General features: G+C 60.9%; 16 protein-coding genes. 15 read left to right on the top strand and 1 reads right to left on the bottom strand.

All coding sequences use genetic code 11. From position 1 onward, the window contains the following. The first annotated feature begins 231 nt into the window (after positions 1–231). From pheS to CHY22_RS05020, 6 genes are all read left to right on the top strand, one after another. A complete protein-coding gene (gene pheS / locus CHY22_RS05045) occupies positions 232–1,308 on the top strand; it encodes a phenylalanine--tRNA ligase subunit alpha (RefSeq protein ID WP_089572718.1) in 1,077 nt (358 codons plus the stop codon). Positions 1,309–1,491: 183 nt separating this feature from the next. Continuing rightward, a complete protein-coding gene (pheT, locus tag CHY22_RS05040) occupies positions 1,492–3,945 on the top strand; it encodes a phenylalanine--tRNA ligase subunit beta (protein ID WP_089572716.1) in 2,454 nt (817 codons plus the stop codon). 326 nt (positions 3,946–4,271) lie between these two features. Further along, positions 4,272–5,354: a cobalt transporter CbiM gene (gene cbiM, locus CHY22_RS05035; protein ID WP_089572713.1), complete on the top strand. Its 1,083-nt coding sequence runs from the start codon at positions 4,272–4,274 to the stop codon at positions 5,352–5,354. Next, positions 5,332–6,168, top strand: a complete 837-nt coding sequence (locus CHY22_RS05030) for an energy-coupling factor transporter transmembrane component T (protein WP_089572711.1) — start codon at positions 5,332–5,334, stop codon at positions 6,166–6,168. The genes cbiM and CHY22_RS05030 overlap by 23 nt, the downstream gene beginning before the upstream one ends. A 44-nt stretch (positions 6,169–6,212) precedes the next feature. After that, positions 6,213–6,983: an ABC transporter ATP-binding protein gene (locus tag CHY22_RS05025; protein ID WP_143759212.1), complete on the top strand. Its 771-nt coding sequence runs from the start codon at positions 6,213–6,215 to the stop codon at positions 6,981–6,983. A 78-nt stretch (positions 6,984–7,061) separates the two neighbouring features. Then, on the top strand, positions 7,062–7,910 hold the full coding sequence (locus CHY22_RS05020) for a hypothetical protein (protein WP_089572707.1): 849 nt from the start codon (positions 7,062–7,064) through the stop codon (positions 7,908–7,910). A gap of 201 nt (positions 7,911–8,111) precedes the next feature. Here the strand turns inward: CHY22_RS05020 and pyk are convergent, their stop codons facing one another. After that, positions 8,112–9,572 (bottom strand): pyruvate kinase, encoded by a 1,461-nt coding sequence (gene pyk, locus CHY22_RS05015; RefSeq protein ID WP_089572705.1) that lies wholly within the window; start codon positions 9,570–9,572, stop codon positions 8,112–8,114. 241 nt (positions 9,573–9,813) lie between these two features. Here pyk and CHY22_RS05010 point away from each other — a divergent pair, with 241 nt between their 5' ends. The 9 genes from CHY22_RS05010 (at position 9,814) to CHY22_RS04970 (ending at position 21,272) form a co-directional block, all read left to right on the top strand. Continuing rightward, positions 9,814–10,851, top strand: coding sequence for an IS1595-like element ISSag10 family transposase (locus CHY22_RS05010; RefSeq protein ID WP_002837184.1), 1,038 nt, complete (start codon positions 9,814–9,816; stop codon positions 10,849–10,851). Positions 10,852–10,874: 23 nt separating this feature from the next. Beyond that, on the top strand, positions 10,875–11,369 hold the full coding sequence (lnu(C), locus tag CHY22_RS05005) for a lincosamide nucleotidyltransferase Lnu(C) (RefSeq protein WP_019543803.1): 495 nt from the start codon (positions 10,875–10,877) through the stop codon (positions 11,367–11,369). 376 nt (positions 11,370–11,745) lie between these two features. Continuing rightward, positions 11,746–14,427, top strand: a complete 2,682-nt coding sequence (locus tag CHY22_RS05000; protein ID WP_089572703.1) for a cation-translocating P-type ATPase — start codon at positions 11,746–11,748, stop codon at positions 14,425–14,427. A gap of 238 nt (positions 14,428–14,665) precedes the next feature. Next, positions 14,666–15,850 (top strand): ribosome small subunit-dependent GTPase A, encoded by a 1,185-nt coding sequence (rsgA, locus tag CHY22_RS04995; protein WP_233502823.1) that lies wholly within the window; start codon positions 14,666–14,668, stop codon positions 15,848–15,850. A gap of 251 nt (positions 15,851–16,101) precedes the next feature. Then, a complete protein-coding gene (cpaB, locus tag CHY22_RS04990; RefSeq protein ID WP_246824569.1) occupies positions 16,102–16,761 on the top strand; it encodes a Flp pilus assembly protein CpaB in 660 nt (219 codons plus the stop codon). Then, a complete protein-coding gene (locus CHY22_RS04985; protein WP_089572698.1) occupies positions 16,761–18,410 on the top strand; it encodes a P-loop NTPase in 1,650 nt (549 codons plus the stop codon). The genes cpaB and CHY22_RS04985 overlap by 1 nt, the downstream gene beginning before the upstream one ends. Continuing rightward, the gene (locus tag CHY22_RS04980) at positions 18,407–19,735 is read left to right on the top strand and encodes a CpaF family protein (protein ID WP_006235095.1); all 1,329 of its coding nucleotides are present in this window, start codon (positions 18,407–18,409) and stop codon (positions 19,733–19,735) included. Before CHY22_RS04985 ends, CHY22_RS04980 begins: the two co-directional genes overlap by 4 nt. Continuing rightward, positions 19,708–20,634 carry a type II secretion system F family protein gene (locus tag CHY22_RS04975; RefSeq protein WP_089572696.1) on the top strand — a complete coding sequence of 309 codons (927 nt, stop codon included), beginning with the start codon at positions 19,708–19,710 and terminating at the stop codon, positions 20,632–20,634. Before CHY22_RS04980 ends, CHY22_RS04975 begins: the two co-directional genes overlap by 28 nt. Continuing rightward, a complete protein-coding gene (locus tag CHY22_RS04970) occupies positions 20,631–21,272 on the top strand; it encodes a type II secretion system F family protein (protein WP_055250542.1) in 642 nt (213 codons plus the stop codon). Before CHY22_RS04975 ends, CHY22_RS04970 begins: the two co-directional genes overlap by 4 nt. Positions 21,273–21,280: the final 8 nt, after the last annotated feature.

Below are 21,280 nucleotides of genomic sequence, written 5' to 3'. Positions count from 1 at the left end.
GCAAAGCCCCAGTAGGGAAGCCGTGAGCCTCGCGAAAAGGGGCAAAGAGTGGGCGCGGCGGGCCAGACATCCGCCGGGTCAAACAAGGTGGTACCGCGGAATTCAACCGTCCTTGGGCAATGCACATGCCCGAGGACGGTTTTTTGTTACCGAACCGGGCCGCACATTCGTAAGCATCGGGCGGTGCCAGCCGCCCCGGCAAGCGGATGCGCGAGAGACGAAAGGGAAGACATGAGTCTGATTGATGATCTGGTCAAACTCGAGGAAGAGGCCAAGGAGCTCGTCGCAGGCGCCGACGACGCCGAGAAGCTTGAGGCCGCGCGCGTCGCGCTGCTCGGCCGCAAGGGTCGTATCACCGGCCTGATGCGCATGATGGGCAAGCTCGCCCCCGAGGATCGTCCCGTCATGGGCAAGCGCGCCAACGAGATGCGCCAGCTGATCGAGGGCATGCTCGACGAGCGCACCACCGAGATGAAGGCCGCCGCCCTCAAGCACGCACTCGAGCACGAGGCCGTCGACATCACGCTGCCGGGCATCCGTCCTCAGATCGGTCACCAGCACCTGATCAAGCAGATCATCGAGGAGGCCGAGGACATCTTCTGCGGCATCGGCTACACCGTCGAGTCCGGCCCCATGGTCGACACTTCCTACTACAACTTCACTGCGCTCAACGCCCCCATGGATCACCCGAGCCGCTCGGCCCGCGATACCTTCTACGTGGTCGACAACAACCCCGGCAGCGTCGCGCACCCCGAGGCTCACGCCCACGGCGAGTCCGACGTGCTGCTGCGCACCCAGACCTCGGGCGTGCAGATCCACACCATGGAGTCGCAAAAGCCGCCCATCTACATGATCTGCCCGGGCACCGTCTACCGTCCCGACACGGCCGACGCCTGCCACCTGCCGCAGTTCAACCAGATCGAGGGCCTGGTCGTCGACGAGGGCATCACCTTTGGCGATCTTAAGGGCACGCTCGACTACTTTGTTAAGTGCATGTTTGGCGAGGACCGCAAGACGCGCTACCGCCCGCACTTCTTCCCCTTCACCGAGCCCAGCTGCGAGGTGGACGTGAGCTGCCACGTGTGCGGCGGCAAGGGCTGCAACTTCTGCAAGCACAGCGGCTGGATCGAGATCCTGGGCTGTGGCATGGTCGACCCCAACGTGCTCATCAACTGCGGCATCGACCCCGAGAAGTACACCGGCTTCGCCTTTGGCATTGGCGCCGAGCGCGTCGCGGCCCTGCGCTACGACCTGCCGGACCTCAGAACGCTCATGACAGGCGATATGCGTTTCTTGAATCAGTTCTAGGCTGCGGCTTGCCCAAGCACGGACCTCGGCGCTCATTCGTCGCTTGCGTACCAAAGTACGCGGCACTCCTCTTTCGGGCCGATCTGCCGCACTTGGACAACCCTCGCTTTGTAAGGAATGTTCACAAAGTTGAAGTTTCCACCTGCATCTCTTCGCAGGCTTTCAGTATGAAAGGAGAGCTAGATGCGTGTTTCTTACGACTGGCTCAAGACCATGATCGATATTCCGGAGGATCCCAAGACCCTTTCGGACGAATATATCCGTACCGGCACCGAGGTCGAGGCGATCGACACCGTGGGCGAGTCCTTCGACCACGTGGTGACCGCCAAGGTGCTCACCAAGACCCCGCACCCCGATAGCGACCACATGTATGTGTGCTCGGTCGATGTGGGCGACAAGAACCTCGATGCCGACGGCAATCCCGCTCCGCTGCAGATCGTCTGCGGCGCGCAGAACTTCGAGGCCGGCGACCACATCGTCACGGCCATGATCGGCGCTGTCCTGCCCGGCGACGTCAAGATCAAGAAGAGCAAGCTTCGCGGCGTCGTGTCCATGGGCATGAACTGCTCTGCGCGCGAGCTCGGCCTGGGTGGCGACCACTCCGGCATCATGATTCTGCCCGAGGACACGCCCTGCGGTATGCCGTTTGCCGAGTACGTGGGCTCGAGTGATACTGTGCTCGACTGCGAGATCACGCCCAACCGTCCCGATTGCCTGTCCATGATCGGCATGGCCCGCGAGACCGGTGCCATTTTCGACCGCGATTTCCACGTGGAGCTGCCCGCCATCAAGGCGGAGACTGGCCGCGCGACCGACGACGAGCTTTCCGTCGAGATTGCCGACGAGGGCCTGTGCGACCGCTATGTCGCCCGCATCGTGCGCAACGTGAAGGTCGGCCCGTCGCCCGACTGGATGGTCAAGCGCCTTAACGCCCTGGGCGTGCGTCCGCACAACAACATCGTCGACATCACCAACTACGTGATGATGCTCACCGGTCAGCCGCTGCACGCCTTTGACCTGGACACCTTTGCCGAGCGCGATGGCCACCGTCGCGTGGTGGTTCGCGCCGCCCAGCAGGATGAGAAATTCACGACGCTCGATGGCGAAGAGCGCGTGCTCGACGCCGGCATGGGCCTTATCACCGACGGCGAGCGCCCCGTGGCGTTGGCCGGCGTTATGGGCGGCATGGATTCCGAGATCGAGGACGACACCGTCGACGTGATGGTCGAGAGCGCTTGCTTCAACGCCGGTCGCACCTCGCACACCAGCCGCGATCTGTCGCTGATCTCCGACGCCTCCATTCGCTTTGAGCGCCAGGTTGACGAGACTGGCTGCGTGGATGTCGCCAACGTTACCTGCGCGCTCATCGAGGAGATCGCCGGCGGCGAGGTTGCTCCCGGCTATGTCGATGTTTTCCCCGCGCCCAAGACCATCGACAGCATCAAGCTGCGCCTGGCCCGCGTGCATGCCATCTGCGGTGCCGACATCGAGCCCGATTTTATCGAGCGTTCGCTTACCCGTCTGGGCTGCACCGTCGAGCGCGACGGCGAGGACTTTATGGTTACCCCGCCGAGCTTCCGTCCCGACCTGCCGCGCGAGATTGACCTGATCGAGGAGGTCCTGCGCCTATGGGGCATGGGCCGTGTGACGGCGACCATCCCGGCTGCCAAGAACCACATCGGCGGCCTGACCCGCGAGCAGAAGCTCACCCGCAAGGTCGGCGAGATCCTGCGCGCCTGCGGCCTCAACGAGACCACGACCTTTGGCTTTGCCGCCCCGGGCGACCTGGAGAAGATCGGCATGCCCACCGAGGGTCGCGGCTGCCCCGTGGTGCTCATGAACCCGCTGGTGGCCGAGCAGACCGAGATGCGTCGTTCGCTGCTGCCGGGCCTGCTGCAGTCCGTGGCCTACAACGAGGCGCACGGTACGCCCAACGTGCACCTGTACGAGGTCGGCAGCCTGTTCCACGGTCGCGAGAACGCCAGCCTGCCCAAGGAGACCAAGTCCGTCGCGGGTGTGCTCTCGGGCCAGTGGAGCGAGCAGTCTTGGAACATGAAGTACCGTAAACTGCGTTTCTTCTTTGGCAAGGGTATCGTCGAGGAGCTGCTCGCCCAGCTGCGCATCGAGAAGGTTCGCTTCCGTCCCGTCGAGGGCGAGGGCTATGCCTTTTTGCAGCCGGGTCGTGCGGCCGAGGTTCTGTCCGGCGGCACCGTGCTGGGTTGGGTCGGCGAGATCCACCCCGAGGCGCGCGAGGCCTGCGGCATCGACGAGGTTGTCGTTGCCTTTGAGCTTGACCTGGACAAGCTGATCAAGGGCGCCCGCAACCAGGAGAACTACCGCGAGTTCTCGCAGTACCCGGCCGTTGAGCACGACCTTGCCATTGTGGTCGACAATGCCGTGACCTGCGAGGATCTTGAGCGCCGTATTACCAGCTCCGGCGGCAAGCTGCTCGAGGGCGTGCGCCTGTTCGATGTCTACCGCGATCCGGTTCGTATCGGCAAGGGCAAGAAGTCCATGGCCTTTGCGCTCACGTATCGCTCGGACGACCACACGCTTACTAGCGAAGAGGTCGAGAAGGCGCACCAGAAGATCGTCACCAAGGTGTGCAAGGGCGTAAACGGCGAAGTCCGCTCGTAATCTTTGCTGTTCGGAACCCGCCCCCTGCGGGGTTTTCACGGCAACGTCCTCGCCACTTCGCGGCTGCGGGATGTTGCCTTAGAAAACCCCTCTCGGGGGCGGGTTCCTGCGTTAACCTTGTTGCGAGCGGATCGCACCTTCTTCCGGGTGACCGGAAAGTTGGGAGTGCATGGGCCCTTTATTGGGCGGTGCGTGGACCTGGGCTAATAACGTACGTATTGCAAGGGCGTGCTGCGTTGTGGGCGGTGCGCCTTTTTGTTAGTATGCAGAGTCGGTGTTACGGATTGTTGGAAACGTAACACACAACGTTCTGATTGAGAGGGCTCATGCATATTCCCGATAATTATCTGTCCCCGCAGACCGATGCCGTTATGGCGGTGGCGATGGTGCCCGTATGGGTTCACTGCATCAAAAAGGTGCGCGCCACGCTCGATCGCGAGCATATGGCGTTCCTGGGCATCTGCGCCGCATTCTCCTTCTTGCTCATGATGTTCAACGTGCCGCTGCCCGGCGGTACCACTGGCCATGCCGTTGGCGGCGCGCTCATCGCACTGCTGCTGGGTCCCGAGGCCGCTGCCATCGCGGTCTCGGTCGCACTGGCGCTGCAGGCACTGCTGTTTGGTGACGGCGGCGTTCTGTCCTTTGGCGCCAACTGCTTTAACATGGCCTTTGTGCTGCCGTTTACCGCTGCTATCGTGTTCCGTGCGCTCAACAGCCGTCTGCACGACAAGAGCTGGGGCACCTCGGTTTCTGCCATCGTGAGCGGTTGGGTCGGCCTGTGCCTGGCGGCCCTGTGCGCGGCAATCGAGTTTGGTATTCAGCCGATGCTCTTTACCAACGCTTCGGGCGCCCCGCTGTACTGCCCCTTCCCGCTGTCCGTGGCTATTCCTGCCATGTTGGTCCCGCATATGCTGGTTGCCGGTGTGGTCGAGGGCGTGGCGACGGCCGCGATCTACGGCTTTATCAAGAAGACGGCGCCGGGCATTATCGTCGGCCCCGAGGCCGCCGAAGGCCAGCTTGCCGCCGATGGTACCGCCAAGAAGACTTCCCTGATCCCCACGCTCATTCTGGTCGCCGTGCTTGTCGTGGCTACGCCGCTCGGCTTGCTTGCCACCGGTGACGCCTGGGGTGAGTGGGACGCCGAGGGCGCCGCGACCGCCGTTCAGGAGGCTGGTGACGACAGTCTGCAGGCTTCGGTCGGCCTCGATACCCCGACCTTTGCCGATGCCCTGCCCACGGGCGATTATCTGCAGGCCTATTCCGAGGAGCAGGGCCTTGGCTTTGCCGGCCAGGCCGCGATGTATATTCTTTCGGGCGTGATTGGCGTGGCGGTGCTCACTATCGCATTCCGCTTGGTCTCGCTGACGGTCAAGGAAAGCGGTGCTCATGGCAATAGCCGAGCTGCCTAGCTGGCTTGCGGCTGAGGAGCGATATGAGCCCGTGGGGGCTCGGCATCGTGTGATGCAAAAGAATGTCCTGCACCTGGCGAGCCTGCTTGAACGGGTTCGCTTGGGTGGAGGCGCGCACGAGGGCGGGTCGATGGTCGACCGCGCCCTTTCTTCCGTTTCGGCCCCGGTGCGCCTGGTGGGGATGTTCGTTTGCGTCCTGTGCGTGTGCCTGACGCAGAGCCCGCTGTACCTCATGTTGATGGCGGCTGTTGCGCTGGTGCTCGTTGCCGTGCGCCCCGTACGCGGGCTGCGGGCAACCTTTGTGCCGGTGCTTGGCGCTGCGGGGCTCGCGGTGGTTCTGGCGCTGCCTGCCCTGCTGCTGGGCGCGTCTGCCACGGGTGCCATGCTCAAGATCGCGCTCAAGACCTTCATTAATGTGTCGTTGGTGCTGGGTGTTTCGTGGACGCTCACCTGGAGCCGCATGTCGGCGGCGCTCAAGATGCTGCATCTACCCGACGAGGTTATCTTTACGTTTGATATGGCGCTCAAGCACATCGAGGTGCTGGGTCGCACGGCGCACGATCTGTGCGAGTCGGTCATGCTGCGCAGCGTGGGGCGTGCGCCTGCGGGTTTTTCGCGCACCGATTCGATCGCGGGTATCATGGGCATGACCTTTATCAAGGCGATGGAATACAGCCGTGCGATGGATGAGGCTATGCTTTGCCGCGGCTTTGCCTGTGCGTATCCGGCGCCCGCACGCGCCGTGTTTGGCTGGCGCGATGTCGTTTACGCGGCCGTTGTGGTTCTGCTCGCCGTGTTGTGCGCGGTGCTGTAGTGCGGACGGCCGAGCCGTCGATGTGAATAGGGAAGGGCGACGTTTTGGCAAATGATACAAATGGCGCGATGGGCGCGAGCGGTGCTGCAAGCGCCGAGGCCACGCTGCTCATCGAGTTTCGCGACGTAGTGTTCTCCTATGCGGGGCATACGGTTGTCGATGGCGTGTCGCTGCAGGTCGATCGTGGTGAACTCGTTGCCCTACTCGGTCCCAACGGCTGCGGTAAGACGACGATTATGCGCCTTATCAACGGTCTTGAACTAGCGGACGCGGGTGCGTACCTGTTTGACGGGCACGTGATCGATGCGGCATATCTCAAGGATTCCGCAGCCGCTCAGCGTTTTCATCAGCGCGTGGGCTTTGTGTTCCAGAATGCCGACGCCCAGCTGTTCTGCGCTACGGTGGGCGAGGAAGTTGCTTTTGGCCCCGCGCAGATGGGGCTGCCGACAGACGAGCTCGAGCGCCGCGTCCGCGATGCCATGGAGCTGTTCCAGGTTGCCGATCTGGTCGATGCCTCGCCCTATCAGCTTTCGGGCGGGCAAAAGAAGCGCGTTGCGCTGGCTGCGGTGGTGTCGATGAACCCCGATATCCTAGTGCTCGATGAGCCCACCAACGGGCTCGATGAGGACTCGTGCGACATCGTAGTCAACTTTTTGCTGGCCTACGTTGCTGCCGGTAAGACGGTTTTGATGAGTACGCACCATCAAGATTTGGTGCGCCGCCTGGAGGCCCGTGCCATCTATATCGATCGATATCACCATGTGGTCGAGGCGCCCGTGCCGTCGTATGGAACCGAAAGCGGTGCTGCGGAATAGTTGCTGCGTAGGGTATGTATGGCCGCCTGTGCGACTCTGCCGTGATGGTATAGTTAACCAGGTTTTATGGGGGTGGCTATGCCAAGTTGGAACATTCATATCGCTCAAACGGAGCGCTTGCTGGCACGTGCTAGCGTGCTTGCCGATAGCGTGCGCGACCGTAATGCCTTTTTGTTTGGCTGCGTGGTTCCGGATATCTTCGTGGGCTATATGGTCCCTGGCATCGCCGATCCCATTCCGTATCGCATTACGCACTTTGCAAAGCCCGAGCCTATCCCTAAGCCGCGCGAGCACGAGTTCTGGGATACCTATGTGGCGCCGCTGCTTAAAGGCGCACCCGCGGGCGAACCTGCTGAGGCTACCTCGATTGTCGAGGAGCGCGAGCGACTGAACCGCGTGCACTATCCTCAGCGCTACAGGGATGCCGAGCCGGTTGTCGGTCCCGGCGCCTGTGAGTTCTCGCTTGCGTCCGAAGATGTGGCGCAGTCGCTGCTCGATTTAACGCTGGGCGTCTGGTCGCATCTGGTGGCCGACACGGTATGGAACACGCGTGTGAACCAGTATCTGGAAGCACGCGGCGGCAAGCCGTGCGAGGAATTCCGCATTAAAAAGCAGGGCGATTTTGACTGGTTTGGCAAGACGCTGGGCATCGTTTCCATTCCGCGTGCGACCGATCGCCTCTATACCGCTGCGACGCGTTTTGGGCAGTATCCCATCCATAAAGAATATGTGCTCAAGACTATCGGCGTCATGCACGAGATTGTACGCGAAAACCCCGGCGAGCCCGATCATCCGCCGTATCGCCTGCTAACCGAGGAGTTTTTCGATGCAACGTTTACCGAGGTCATCGAGCTGACCGAGGCGGGATTTGCGGCTCGCGTCGCTGCTTCTGACGTTCCCGCAGTCCCCCTGATCGCTAGCTGCTAGCCGGCCGGCTTAACGGTGAACAGTTCATTCCAATTGACCAACGGCTCCCGTCGCAGGGCGTCTTCGGTGGTGCGCTCGGCATCGGAGAGGCTTGCGACTGAACACAAATCGATGATGCGGCATACGAAGAAGGTCTAAAAAGGGCCCGGAAGGCAATGCCTTCCGGGCCCTTTGCAATGCAAACATGCTTGCAAGTACGACTTAACGCACCTGAGCGACGTAAGCGACGTTGGTCGAGGAGACCTTGTCCTCGAGCTGGACGCTCATGCGGGGATCGCCGGCGGTAGCGACGGTCAAATCGCCAGCCTCGACGTAGCCGAGCTCCTTAGCGGTCTCGATCGCCTTGACGATCGTGCCGTTGACGGTGCCCTGGGTAATCTCGGCCTGATGCGGGATAACGCCCCAGTACATGATCATCTGCTGGACGGCCCACTCGTGGCGGGAGAACGCGCAGATCGGCATGTTGGGACGGAAGTGCGAGATCAGGCGAGCGGTACGACCGGTGGTCGTCGGCACGGTGATGCACTTGGCGCCAACGGTGGTAGCCATGTTCACAGCGGACATACCCACAACGTTGTTGACGACGCGGGTGCCGTGAGCATCGGCCGGAACCTCGAGCGGAGCGTGGGCCGGGAGGTACTTCTCGGTCTCGAGAGCAATGCTGGCCTGCATCTTGACGGCCTCGACCGGGTACTTACCGGCAGCGGACTCGCCAGAGAGCATAACGGCGTCGGTGCCGTCGTAGATGGCGTTAGCAACGTCGGCAACCTCGGCGCGCGTCGGGCGCGGGTTCTGCTGCATGGAGTCGAGCATCTGCGTAGCAGTGATGACGGGCTTGTAGGCCGCGTTGCACTTGGCGATGATCTCCTTCTGGATGTGGGGAACGAGCTCGGGCTTGATCTCGATGCCCAGGTCGCCACGGGCGACCATGATGCCGTCGGAAGCCTCGAGGATCTCGTCGAAGTTCTCGACGCCCAGGGCGCACTCGATCTTCGGGAAGATCGTCACGTGCTCGCCGCCGTTCTCGCGGCAAAGCTTGCGGATGCCACGGACGGACTCGCCGTCACGGATGAAGGAAGCGGCGATGTAGTCGATGTTCTCGGTCAGGCCAAAGAGGATGTCCTGACGATCGCGCTCGGTGATGGCGGGCAGCGAGATGTTGACGTTGGGCATGTTGACGCCCTTGCGCTCGCCGATCAGGCCGTCATTCTTGACGACGCAGGTCATGTCCTGGCCGTCGACGGACTCGACCTCGAGGGCAACCAGGCCGTCATCGATCAGGATGAGGGAGCCCTTCTCGACCTCGGAGGGCAGAGCCAGGTAGTCGAGGGAGATGTGCTCAGCGGTGCCGTGGAAATCCTCGGACGTAGGCTGAGCGGTGACGACGATCTTATCGCCGGTCTTGACGGCAACCTTCTTGCCGTCGACCAGAAGGCCGGTGCGGACCTCGGGGCCCTTGGTGTCGAGCAGGATGCCGACGGGCAGACCGAGCTCCTTGGAAATACGGCGGACGCGCTCGATGCGACCGTGGTGCTCGTCGTAGGAGCCGTGCGAGAAGTTAAAACGGGCGACGTTCATGCCCGCCTTGATCATCTCGCGGATGGTCTCGTCGCTATCGCAGGCGGGACCCATGGTGCATACAATCTTAGTGCGCTTGTACATTCAGACCTCCATCTGACATCGTCTTGCGCTGATAGATAAACCATAAGAAATAAAACCGTGTTGATTATAACGAAATGCTGACCGAATACCCCATAAAATCGACCGTATGCCGAATTAGAAGTTCATTTTTTGCGGGATAAACGGTATATGAAAAGGCTCTGTCACAACAAATGGTTGATTTTGACGAGAAATAGCGTATAATAATAGTAAGAAACAGTACCACCGAAGGAGGTAATTGGATATGCCTACTATCAAAGACGCATTAGATATTATCGGTAAGTTGACTGTCGCAGAGCAGGAAAGCCTTAAAACAATGCTTTTAAGTCCTGCCTTTGTAAAGTCTTTGAATATTGAAGATTTCGTAGCAAAGGAACGCTTTGCAAATGGTCGTGTATGCCCTCTTTGTGGCTGTATCCATGTGGTTCGCAATGGTCATCGTAAAGATGGCACACAGCGATATGTATGTAAGGATTGTGGCAAGTCCTTCGTGATTGCTACGAACTCCATTGTGTCTGGTACAAGAAAAGACTTGTCCGTGTGGGAGCAGTACATTGATTGTATGATGAATGGCTTATCCATTCGTAAGACTGCTGTTGCTTGTGGGATTCACAGAAACACCGCATTCCTTTGGAGACACAAGATTTTGGATGCACTTCAGAATATGGCAGACGATGTTACCCTTGACGGCATTATTGAGGCTGACGAAACTTTTTTCGCCATCTCGTACAAGGGCAATCATAGCAAGAGTAAGACATTTGCTATGCCACGCAAGGCTCATAAGCGTGGTCATTCTACACATATCAGAGGCTTGTCCCAAGAAAAGGTATGTGTTCCTTGTGCGGTTAATAGGAATGGCTTGTCTATCTCCAAGATTACGAATACTGGTAGAGTTTCTACAAGAGATTTACATCATATTTATGATGGTAGGATTAAGACCAATTCCACTCTTGTTACGGACAAGATGAACTCCTATGTGAGATTTACAAATGCCAATGGCATTGACCTTGTGCAGTTAAAGACTGGCAAAGCCAAGAAAGGCATTTATAATATCCAACATATCAATAGCTACCATAGCCAGCTAAAGAGGTTTATGCGTGGCTTTAACGGTGTTTCTACCAAGTATCTGAACAACTATCTTGTGTGGAATAACCTTGTAAATTACGCCAAAGAAAGCGACATGGAGAAAAGGAACATCTTCTTAACTTTCGTTTTGGCAACATTGAAAACTGCTAAATGCAGAGATTTATCAAACAGACCAGCAGTTCCTCTGGTCGCCTAATTAGAATTTGTGGAGATGATAAGATGGTCAATATAACAGATGTAAAACAGATTCTTCAATTTGCAATAGATGCGGAGATTAAAGTCTTTCTTGATGGTGGCTGGGGTGTAGATGCTCTTCTTGGATATCAGTCAAGAGCCCATAATGATATTGACATTTTTGTAGAAAAGAACGATTATCAGAACTTTATAGAAATAATGAAAGCTAATGGCTTTTATGAGATTAAGATGGAATATACAACATTGAACCATACTGTATGGGAAGATTTGAAAAACAGAATTATTGATTTGCATTGTTTTGAATATACGGACGAAGGTGAAATTCTTTATGATGGGGATTGTTTTCCGGTAGAAACTTTTTCGGGTAAAGGAAGAATTGAGGAAATAGAGGTTTCCTGTATTGAACCATATAGTCAAGTAATGTTCCATCTGGGATACGAGTTTGATGAAAATGATGCACATGATGTGAAGTTATTGTGTGAGACACTTCATATCGAAATTCCAAATGAGTATAGATAACTGCAAATAACAGTTTGTAGGGGAGTTCTGATACTCCCCTATAAAAATGGCTATTTATCAACTGTTTGTTGTGACATAGCCTATGAAAAAATTTACCAACCGCTCTAACCGCTGCTATCTGGGCGATATGTCAGTTTGGCGATGTGCCGAAGAAAAAACGTTTTACCAATGTTGAGCATCACACGGTCTGCACCGTTGCGTGCGGACCATATTTCCAAACCGATTGTTTTGGCTAGACGCGTCGCTTTGGGGTACCATAGCTCCACTATCAACTGCCGCTCAGCACGGCAGCCTTGATGAGCCCTTGCCCTTCTCCTGGGAATTATGATCGGGCATCAATCTGCTGAGTGGCCCGAATCCCAGGAGGGGACTCTATATGCAAAAGGAATACCTGTCCGCCGCGGCGGAGGTGCTCAGCGACCAAGGTGTCGATGAGAACCTCGGCCTGAGCAACGACGAGGCGTCTTCGCGCCTCGCCAAGACAGGCCCTAACAAGCTCGAGGAAGCTGAGAAGACGCCGCTGTGGAGGCGTTTCTTTGAACAGATGGCTGACCCTATGGTCATCATGCTGATCGTTGCCGCCGTCATCAGTGCGCTCACGGGCATGGTCAAGGGCGAGCCCGACTTTGCCGATGTTGCCATCATCATGTTCGTCGTTATCGTCAACTCGGTGCTGGGCGTGGTCCAGGAAGCCAAGAGCGAGGAGGCCCTCGAGGCCCTGCAGGAGATGAGTGCGGCGCAGTCCAAGGTGCTACGCGACGGCAAGCTCGTGCACCTGCCGAGCGCCGAGCTCGTGCCCGGCGACGTGATCATGCTCGAGGCGGGCGACTCCGTCCCGGCCGACTGCCGCGTGCTCGAGAGCGCCACGATGAAGATCGAAGAGGCCGCGCTCACCGGCGAGTCCGTGCCCGTCGAGAAGCATGCCAACGTGATCGAGCTCGCCGCCGGCACCGACGACGTGCCGCTCGGCGACCGTAAGAACATGTGCTATATGGGCTCCACCGTCGTGTACGGCCGTGGTCGCGCCGTCGTGGTCGGCACCGGCATGAACACCGAGATGGGCAAGATCGCCGGCGCCCTGGCCGAGGCCAAGGAAGAGCTCACGCCGCTGCAGGTGAAGCTCGCCGAGCTCAGCCGCATCCTCACCATCATGGTGATCGTCATCTGCGTCGTTATCTTTGGCGTTGACATCCTCCGCCACGGCGTGGGCAACGTCCTTACCGATCCGACTGCCCTGCTCGACACCTTTATGGTTGCCGTCTCGCTCGCCGTCGCCGCCATCCCCGAGGGCCTTGTTGCCGTCGTGACCATCGTCCTTTCGCTTGGCGTGACCAAGATGGCCAAGCGCCAGGCGATTATCCGCAAGCTCTCTGCTGTCGAGACCCTTGGCTGCACACAGACCATCTGCTCCGACAAGACCGGTACCCTTACCCAGAACAAGATGGCCGTCGTCAAGCACGAGCTCGCTGCGCCCAAGGAGAAGTTCCTGGCCGGCATGGCGCTGTGCTCCGATGCTCAGTGGGACGAGGAGCTGGGCGAGGCCGTGGGCGAGCCGACCGAGTGCGCGCTCGTCAACGACGCCGGCAAGGCTGGCCTCACCGGCCTGACTGCCGAGCATCCGCGCGTGGGCGAGGCCCCGTTCGACTCGGGCCGCAAGATGATGTCCGTGATCGTCGAGACCTTGGATGGCGAGTACGAGCAGTACACCAAGGGCGCGCCCGACGTGGTGATCGGCCTGTGCACCCATATCTACGAGGGCGAAAAGGTCGTCCCGCTGACCGAGGAGCGTCGCGCCGAGCTCGTGGCCGCCAACAAGGCCATGGCCGACGAGGCTCTGCGCGTGCTGGCGCTGGCAAGCCGCACCTACACCGAGGTCCCGAGCGACTGCAGCCCCGCTGCGCTCGAGCACGACTTGGTCTTCTGCGGCCTGTCCGGCATGATCGACCCGGTCCGCCCCGAGGTCGCCGAAGCCATCCGCGAGGCCCACGACGCTGGCATTCGCACCGTCATGATCACGGGCGACCACATCGACACCGCCGTGGCCATCGCCAAGCAGCTGGGCATCGTCACCGATCGCAGCCATGCCATCACCGGTGCCGACCTCGATCGCATGAGCGACGAGGAGCTCGACGCGCACATCGAGGACTACGGCGTGTACGCCCGCGTCCAGCCCGAGCACAAGACCCGCATCGTCGAGGCCTGGAAGTCGCGTGACCAGATCGTGGCCATGACGGGCGATGGCGTCAACGACGCCCCGTCCATCAAGCGCGCCGACATCGGCGTGGGCATGGGCATCACCGGTACCGATGTCACCAAGAACGTCGCCGACATGGTGCTTGCCGACGACAATTTCGCCACCATCATCGGTGCCTGCGAAGAGGGCCGTCGCATCTACGACAACATCCGCAAGGTCATCCAGTTCCTGCTTTCGGCCAACCTTGCCGAGGTCTTCTCGGTGTTTATCGCCACGCTCATCGGCTTTACCATCTTCCAGCCGGTGCAGCTGCTGTGGGTGAACCTGGTCACCGACTGCTTCCCCGCGCTCGCGCTGGGCATGGAGGATGCCGAGGGCGACATCATGAAGCGCAAGCCGCGCAACGCCAAGGACGGTGTCTTTGCCGGACATATGGGTCTGGACTGTGTGGTCCAGGGCCTAATCATCACCGTGCTGGTGCTGGCGAGCTTCTTTGTGGGCGTGTACTTTGACATGGGCTACATCCATATCGCCGATATGATCGCCGGCAATGCCGACGAGGAAGGCGTGATGATGGCGTTCATCACGCTCAACATGGTTGAGATTTTCCACTGCTTCAATATGCGCAGCCGTCGTGCGTCGCTGTTCACCATGAAGAAGCAGAACAAGTGGCTGTGGGCTTCCGCCGCGCTGGCGCTGGTGCTGACGGTGATCGTAACCGTGCAGCCGACGCTTGCCGAGATGTTCTTTGGCCCCGTGACGCTTGAGCTCAAGGGCGTTCTTGCCGCGCTGGGCCTGGCCTTCCTGATCATCCCGCTGATGGAGATCTACAAGGCGATCATGCGCGCGGTCGAGAAGGAGTAGGTCGAAAGGCCATCCTTCCCACCGGCCCGACCGCCTGCGGGGTTTCTTCCTCGCTGGTCCTCGCGCTTCGCGCTGCGGGATCGCTCGGAAGAAACCCCTCCCGGCGGGCGGGCCTTCGGATAACCTCTCGGGACCATTGGCTGAGGGAAAGTTTGTGAGCTGGTCGGGCTTTGCCCGGCCAGCTCTTTTTGATTTAAAATACCTGCTCAGTTGTGATTTTTGGTGCTGGGAGGCGTTTGTGGCTAAGGCTAAGGCTAAGGCGAAGAAAAAGACGACGGGGGCGCGGGCTAAGCGCGATCGTCGTCGGAAGCTCGCGACCGAACCCCCTGCATCTGCTGAGGAGTTGCTGGCGAGTGTACCGGGGCTTGACGCGCTGCGGGACGTTCCGGCGTTTGATGACCTGCCGGTCGATGAAGCCCAGCAGGCTGCCTTTGATGATTTCTGCGCGCATGCCGAGGAGCCCGAGCAGATGCAGCTTGGCGCCGTGGTGCGCTTGGATCGCGGGTTTCCACTGGTGGCGACTGCCGACGATACCTTCCGCGCCGAGCATGCCGTGGGATTTGCCAAGTCGCGCGGTGGGGACGAGGTCCTGCTGCCTGCCGTGGGCGATCGTGTGGCGGTGCGCCGCGCTCCCGGGCACGATATGGGCGTGATTGAATGCGTGCTGCCGCGCCGTACGAGCTTTGAGCGTTGGCGCGGCCGTGCCCGCGGAGAGCGCCAGGTGCTCTGCTCCAACGTGGATAGCGTGCTAATCGTGCAGGCGCTCGGTGCCGGCGAGGTGCTGCTCGACCGTGTGGCGCGTTCGCTGGTATTGGCGCTCGACTGCGATGCCGAGCCGGTGGTGGTACTCACCAAAGCTGACCGCTGCGATGCCGAGGAACTCGAGCGCGATCTGGACCGCGTGCGCCGCCTGGTGGGTCCGGACGTGCGCGTGATCGTGACGTCCTCTGCCGAGGGCCGCGGCCTGGACGAGGTCCGTGCCTGCGTGCCTGCCGGGAGCTGCGCCATGATTCTGGGCGAGTCGGGTGCCGGCAAGTCGACGCTGCTCAATGCGCTGCTGGGCCACGATACGTTGGCGACCGGCGGTGTGCGCGAACGCGACGACCGGGGCCGTCACACTACCGTCGCGCGCGTGATGGTGACGCTGCCGGGCGACGCCGGCGTGATCGCCGATGCCCCGGGCCTGCGCAGCCTACCGCTCGTGGGTCACGAGCGGGGACTGGCCCGCGCCTTCCCCGAGATTGTCGAGGCATCGCGCACGTGCCGGTTTGGCGATTGCACGCATACCCATGAGCCGGGTTGCGCCGTTCGCGAGGCCGAGGACGCCGGGCAGATCGATAGCCTGCGTCTGGAAACGTTTCAAAACCTGGCGTCATCCATGCGCGTGAGTGCTCAAATGCTCGATCCCGATGTCCATCTGTAATTGATTTTTCCTATGACAGCCGTTTCCCAACTGTTCGGGAGACGGCTTTTTGCTGCGGAAAAGCCTCGAAACATGCAGTTTGCTGACGTGCTGACCAAAACCTTGCCACGAGCTTGACGGGCTGGTCAGCTTTTAGTCAGCGATTGGTTTGACATCGAAAACCAAGATTGCGATTGCGCCGCTTTGCACTCTGACCGCCCAGACAATGGTGGTACGGGCATTCGCCCGGCACTGCCATGAGAGGAGCGGCCGTGAACAAGAGCAAGCGCATCGCCATCAGTCTGGTCGCGGGCGTGCTCGCTGCTCTGCTCTGCATGGTTTACGGCTCGTCGATCCGCTCACAAGCCGAACAGGTCCAGGCTGAGACCTTGGCCAAGTACGGTGGCGATCGCGTCGAGGTATGCGTCGCGGCGCGCGATATCGAAGTGGGCGAGACCCTCGATGAGACCAATGTCATAACCCAGGAGTGGCTGACGAGTCTGCTGCCGCGTGACGCGGCGACCGAGCTGCGCCAGGTGCGCGGCGACGTGACGACTTCGCGTATTCCCAAAAACGCCGTGATCTGCAATGTCTACACCAAGGTCGAGAGCCGCAAGCTCGAGGTGCCTAAGGGCAAGGTCGCCGTTTCGGTGGCGGTCGATGCCGAGCACTCGGTCGGCGGTGCTACGGGCGTGGGCAGCTACGTGGATGTGTATGTGCAAAAAGACGGCGTGACCGATCGGCTGTGCGGCGCGCACGTGATCGATACCAGTGAGGATTCCGGTGCCACGCGCGAGGGCAAGATCGAATGGGTGACGCTGGCGGCTGACCCCGAAGACGTCAAGGAACTGCTGGGAGCCTCGGGCAAGGGAACGGTCAGCTTGACGATTCCCGCCACGGCGCGCGGCAAAAAGAGCGGAGGCGACGAGTGATGAAGGCGATCTGGCTTGCGTGCTGCGCGTGCGGCGATTACGGGCTGTTGCAGCGGGAAGTCGAGGGCCGTGATGTGGGTGCACAGGTGCTTCGCGTGGGTGACCTGGACGGGCTGGTTTCCATGGCGCGGGCGTTTCCGTCGCGCCGCGGGGCTGCCATCATCGCGGCGTCTCTGTTTGATACCGAAGATGTGCGCAAGACTGTTGCGCGCCTGACGGCCGAAGGCCGCGTGAGTCGCGTGGTCGTGTTGATAGAAGCGCTCGATCCGTCGGATATCGAGGGGCTGTTTCGCGCGGGGGCGACCGAGGTCATCGCTGCACACAGTATATGCGGCAACGGGCGCGCGGGCGAGGGAGCGGTTGATTCCGATCGGAGCATGACGATTGAGCCCGATGCTTTTGTTGATAGGGAACCCGGGGCGCCTCGCGCTACAAGAGGCCCGCGTGTTGATGATTATGGAAAAGCGGAAGCCGAGCATGGTCGGCGCCCCCGGAACCCCCTTGTATACGATGACGCTGGAGGGCCGGCGCAGCATGCTGGCGATTCCCCGGCTGTAGATATGGGATACGTGCACGGCGTGAATCTGGCGGATGAACTCGATGAAGTTGAGGGCTTTGCCGGGTGCGGCGAGTTGTCGCTGATGCAGCATGAGCAGATTGCGCAGAACGAGCCTGCCTCGCAGACCGAACAAGCAGCCATGCCGGCTTGGACGCAGCACGTGGTTGCGGCGGGGGAGACGGGGACGCTGTCACCGACGCCCGCCCCGCCGCCTCCGATGCCGCCGGCAGACGCTGCCGCTTCGCCGCATCGAGCTCCGGTCATCTGCGCCATTTCGGGTTCGGGCGGTTGCGGCAAGTCGACGATCGTTGCCACCATGGCACACACATCGTCGCTGTTGGGCTTGCGTGCCGCCGTGCTCGACCTGGACCTGATGTTTGGAAACCTTTACGACTTGTTAGGCGTCGATGCTCCGCGCGATATGGCGGCACTTATCGAGCCGTCGGCGGCGGGCACGCTCACCGAGCCGGATATCGTAGCCACATCGATGCGCGTGGCACCGGGCGTTACGCTCTGGGGTCCCGTCGCAGCGCCCGAGCAAGCCGAGCTCATGGCGCGTCCGGTGGAGCTACTGCTTGATGTTCTGCGTCGCGAATCCGACGTGGTCTTTATCGATACCTCGGTCTTTTGGGGCGACGCCGTGGCGGCTGCGGTGGCGGCGAGCGACCGTTGCCTGGTCGTTGGCGATGCGGCGGTGTCGTCCGCGGCATCGGCATCGCGCGTCATTGAACTGGCAGGTCGAGTAGGTGTGCCGCGCACGCGCATGAGCGCCGTGTTCAACCGGTTCGGTGCGCGCGGGGCAGACGAGGACGTCGCCATGCGCTTTGAGATTGCCTGTGCGTTAAGCTCCAAGATTCGTATCGCCGATGGCGGGCAGGATCTCGCCGCGCTCATGGCGTTTGGGCGCGCTGACGAGGCAGTGGGGCAGACCAGCGCTTTTGCGACTAGCGTGCGCGAGGCCACGCGCGAGATGCTCGTGGAACTGGGGTGCGCCGTCGGCCCTTGGAGCGATATGGTCGCCGACCGTGCAACGCGCACCGAACGCCCGCGTATCCGCCTTCCCTGGTCGCGCGAGGGTGATCAGCGATGAGCCTGCAAACGAGGATTAAGGCTGCCGGCGCTGCGGCGGCGGCAGCGCCTGTAGATGCGGGGCGTCGCCGCGCCGTGAAACGACGCACCAAGCGCGCCGTGATGGACCGCATGGGTTACGACGAAGTGGCGCGTATCAGCGCCTATATCGACCCGGCACTTGCCCGCTCGGAATTGCGTCCTGCGGTGGAGGCGGCGCTCAATGTTGAGGAGCCGACCGATCTCGCGACGCCCGAGCGCGAGACCATCATCGACGAGATTTTGGATGACGTGGTGGGCTTGGGGCCGTTGCAGCCGCTCATCGAGGACGACACCGTTACCGAGATCATGATCAACGGCTGCCGCTCGGCTTTCTTTGAACGCGGCGGCGTCTTGTACCCCATCGAGCATGCGTTTGAGGATGATGAGCAGATCCGTGTGCTTATCGACCGCATTATCTCGCCACTTGGTCGCCGTATCGACGAGCGCAGCCCCATCGTCAACGCCCGCCTCAAAACGGGCTATCGCGTCAACGCGGTGATTCCGCCTGTGGCGATTGACGGACCGATTCTCACCATCCGAAAGTTCTCGGACCGTATCTGCTCGCTGGACGAGCTTGTGGGGCTGGGGTCGCTGCCGCTTTGGTATGCGCAGCTGCTGTCGTGTGCGGTGTCGCTGCGACAGGACCTGGCGGTTGCGGGAGGCACGGGATCTGGTAAGACCACCCTGCTCAACGCGTTGTCATGTGAGATTTCCACCGGCGAGCGCATCGTGACGATCGAGGACTCTGCTGAGCTCAAGTTTGCACATCATCCGCACGTGGTGCGCCTAGAGGCGCGCGAGGCTTCAATTGAGGGCGAGGGCGCGGTGACGATCCGCGACCTGGTAACTAATGCCCTGCGCATGCGCCCCGACCGCATCGTGGTGGGCGAGGTGCGCGGTGCCGAGTGCTGCGACATGTTGCAGGCCATGAACACGGGCCACGACGGGTCGCTCACCACACTTCATGCGGGTTCAGAACAGGAGACCGTGGTGCGTCTGACGTTGCTTGCACGTTATGGCATCGATCTGCCGAGCGAGCTCATCGAGGAGCAGATTGCCATGGCGCTCGACGGCATCGTGATGTCCGAGCGTCACGCCGATGGCAGGCGTTTCGTCTCCTCGTATTCGGGGGTGCGACGCGCCGCATCGGGCGGCGTAGAGCTCGAGCGCTATGTGACGTTCGATGCCGCCGAGCGCACCTGGACGCTTGACCGCGAGCCGCCGTTTATCGCAGAAGGCCTGCGGTCGGGGACGCTCACACAAGAGGAGGTGGACGAATGGAGATCACTGTGCCCCTCGTCGTAGGGGGCTTGGCAGGGCTTTCTGTCGCGACGGCGTGCGGGGCGGAACCTCGTGTGCCGCAGGTACCGCCGGCGGAGCTGACACGTCAGGCGCTCGAGACGGTGGCAGAGAAGCTGCCGCGTGAGCTGGTGGAAAACGATCTGCTGAAAAAGATCGCCCGTTCGTGGGCATCGCTGGCTCCGGCGCATCGCCTTGGCCTCGTGATCGAAGATGCTTCGGGACGTTTGGCGTTTCTGCTGCTATCGAGCGGTCTCTGCTGCGTTTTACTAACGATGGTGTCGTTATCGCCCCTCGGATTTGCCTTGGGACTTGTTGCTCCGTTTGCCGTTGGTGCCGCTCGGGATGGCTTTGAGAGCCGGCGCGAGCAACACGATGCAGAAGAGGCAATGCCCGAGGCGTTTACCGCACTTTCCATGTCGCTTGCCTCGGGACATTCGCTGGCCCAGGGCATGCGCTTTGTGGGCGCTCATGCGCAAGAGCCAGTGCATACCGAGTTTTTGCGGGTGGCGGCGGCGATCGATTGCGGCATCTCGGCGACCGACGCGCTCGATGACTTGCTCGTGCGTATCGACGCCCCCGGTCTTTCGCTTGTGACCTTGGCGCTTAAGGTGTCTCAGCGCACCGGCGCTCCGCTTGCCGACTTACTGTCCGAGGCGTCGAGCATGGTGGGGGAGCGCATTGAGCTCAAGCGCCGCCTGGATGTTAAGACGTCGCAGGCTCGCATGTCTGCGCATATGGTCGCGGCGATGCCGGCGGGCATGTGCGCGGTGTTGGCGCTGCTTTCGGCAGATTTTCGTCGCGGTCTTGCGACGCCTGCCGGCGCGGGCGCTGTGGTGCTGGGTCTTGCCCTCAACGCCGTTGCCCTGGTGGTTATCCGGCGCATTATGCGGGTGGAGCTATGAGCGCCCCGGTTGCAGTTGCGGCTTGCCTGTGCGCCCTGAGTGTATTTGTCGCGACGGGTTTGGATCGGGCGGATGCACGCAAGATCGCAGGGGCCTGCAAGCGCGAGGCGGTGCTGGTCGCTGCCGCGGGTCGCTCGGTGGTCGATGCTCTGACCGCGCGAGTGAAGGGCGCGGTTGGAGCGGGCGGCCCGGCGCGAGTGTCGCTCGGCGAAGTGTCCGAGATGATCGATGTTGTGCGCTTGGGTCTTTCGGCCGGTCTTTCGTTTGATGCGGCGCTTGAGATTTTCTGCGCCAACCGCCGGTCAGTGCTGGCTCTTCGCCTTGAGCGCGCCTGCATGGCGTGGCAGGTGGGCGTGGGCACGCGTGAGGACGAGTTGTTGGCCGCCGCGCGCGACCTGGACGTGCGAGCGCTCGAGACCTTTGCCATCACGGTGGGGCAGGCGCTCGCCCTGGGTGCCCCACTTGCCGAGACGCTGGCCGCTCAAAGTCGCGAGATCCGTGCGGCTCATCGCGCCGCGGTCGAGCGCGAGATCGAGCGTGCACCCGTCAAGCTGCTGATTCCCACCGGCACGCTCATCTTGCCGGCGTTGCTTCTGTCCATATTGGGCCCGCTGCTGGGAGCAGGCGGGATGATGTAGGGAGGAAT

Source organism: Collinsella sp. TF06-26, from assembly GCF_002232035.1.
In the GTDB taxonomy this organism is placed as follows: domain Bacteria; phylum Actinomycetota; class Coriobacteriia; order Coriobacteriales; family Coriobacteriaceae; genus Collinsella.
The sequence above is the reverse complement of the archived record's forward strand: the minus strand, read 5'-3'. Positions and strand labels throughout refer to the sequence as shown.

Excerpts from the sequence above, each read along its gene's own strand:
- CHY22_RS05010 (WP_002837184.1), top strand. The coding sequence starts at position 9,814 with ATGCCTACTATCAAAGACGCATTAGATATTATCGGTAAGTTGACTGTC.
- pheS (WP_089572718.1), top strand. The coding sequence starts at position 232 with ATGAGTCTGATTGATGATCTGGTCAAACTCGAGGAAGAGGCCAAGGAG.
- CHY22_RS04975 (WP_089572696.1), top strand. The coding sequence starts at position 19,708 with ATGGAGATCACTGTGCCCCTCGTCGTAGGGGGCTTGGCAGGGCTTTCT.
- CHY22_RS05030 (WP_089572711.1), top strand. The coding sequence starts at position 5,332 with ATGGCAATAGCCGAGCTGCCTAGCTGGCTTGCGGCTGAGGAGCGATAT.
- pyk (WP_089572705.1), bottom strand. The coding sequence starts at position 9,572 with ATGTACAAGCGCACTAAGATTGTATGCACCATGGGTCCCGCCTGCGAT.
- pheT (WP_089572716.1), top strand. The coding sequence starts at position 1,492 with ATGCGTGTTTCTTACGACTGGCTCAAGACCATGATCGATATTCCGGAG.
- CHY22_RS05000 (WP_089572703.1), top strand. The coding sequence starts at position 11,746 with ATGCAAAAGGAATACCTGTCCGCCGCGGCGGAGGTGCTCAGCGACCAA.
- cbiM (WP_089572713.1), top strand. The coding sequence starts at position 4,272 with ATGCATATTCCCGATAATTATCTGTCCCCGCAGACCGATGCCGTTATG.
- CHY22_RS05020 (WP_089572707.1), top strand. The coding sequence starts at position 7,062 with ATGCCAAGTTGGAACATTCATATCGCTCAAACGGAGCGCTTGCTGGCA.
- CHY22_RS04970 (WP_055250542.1), top strand. The coding sequence starts at position 20,631 with ATGAGCGCCCCGGTTGCAGTTGCGGCTTGCCTGTGCGCCCTGAGTGTA.
- CHY22_RS04985 (WP_089572698.1), top strand. The coding sequence starts at position 16,761 with ATGAAGGCGATCTGGCTTGCGTGCTGCGCGTGCGGCGATTACGGGCTG.
- CHY22_RS04980 (WP_006235095.1), top strand. The coding sequence starts at position 18,407 with ATGAGCCTGCAAACGAGGATTAAGGCTGCCGGCGCTGCGGCGGCGGCA.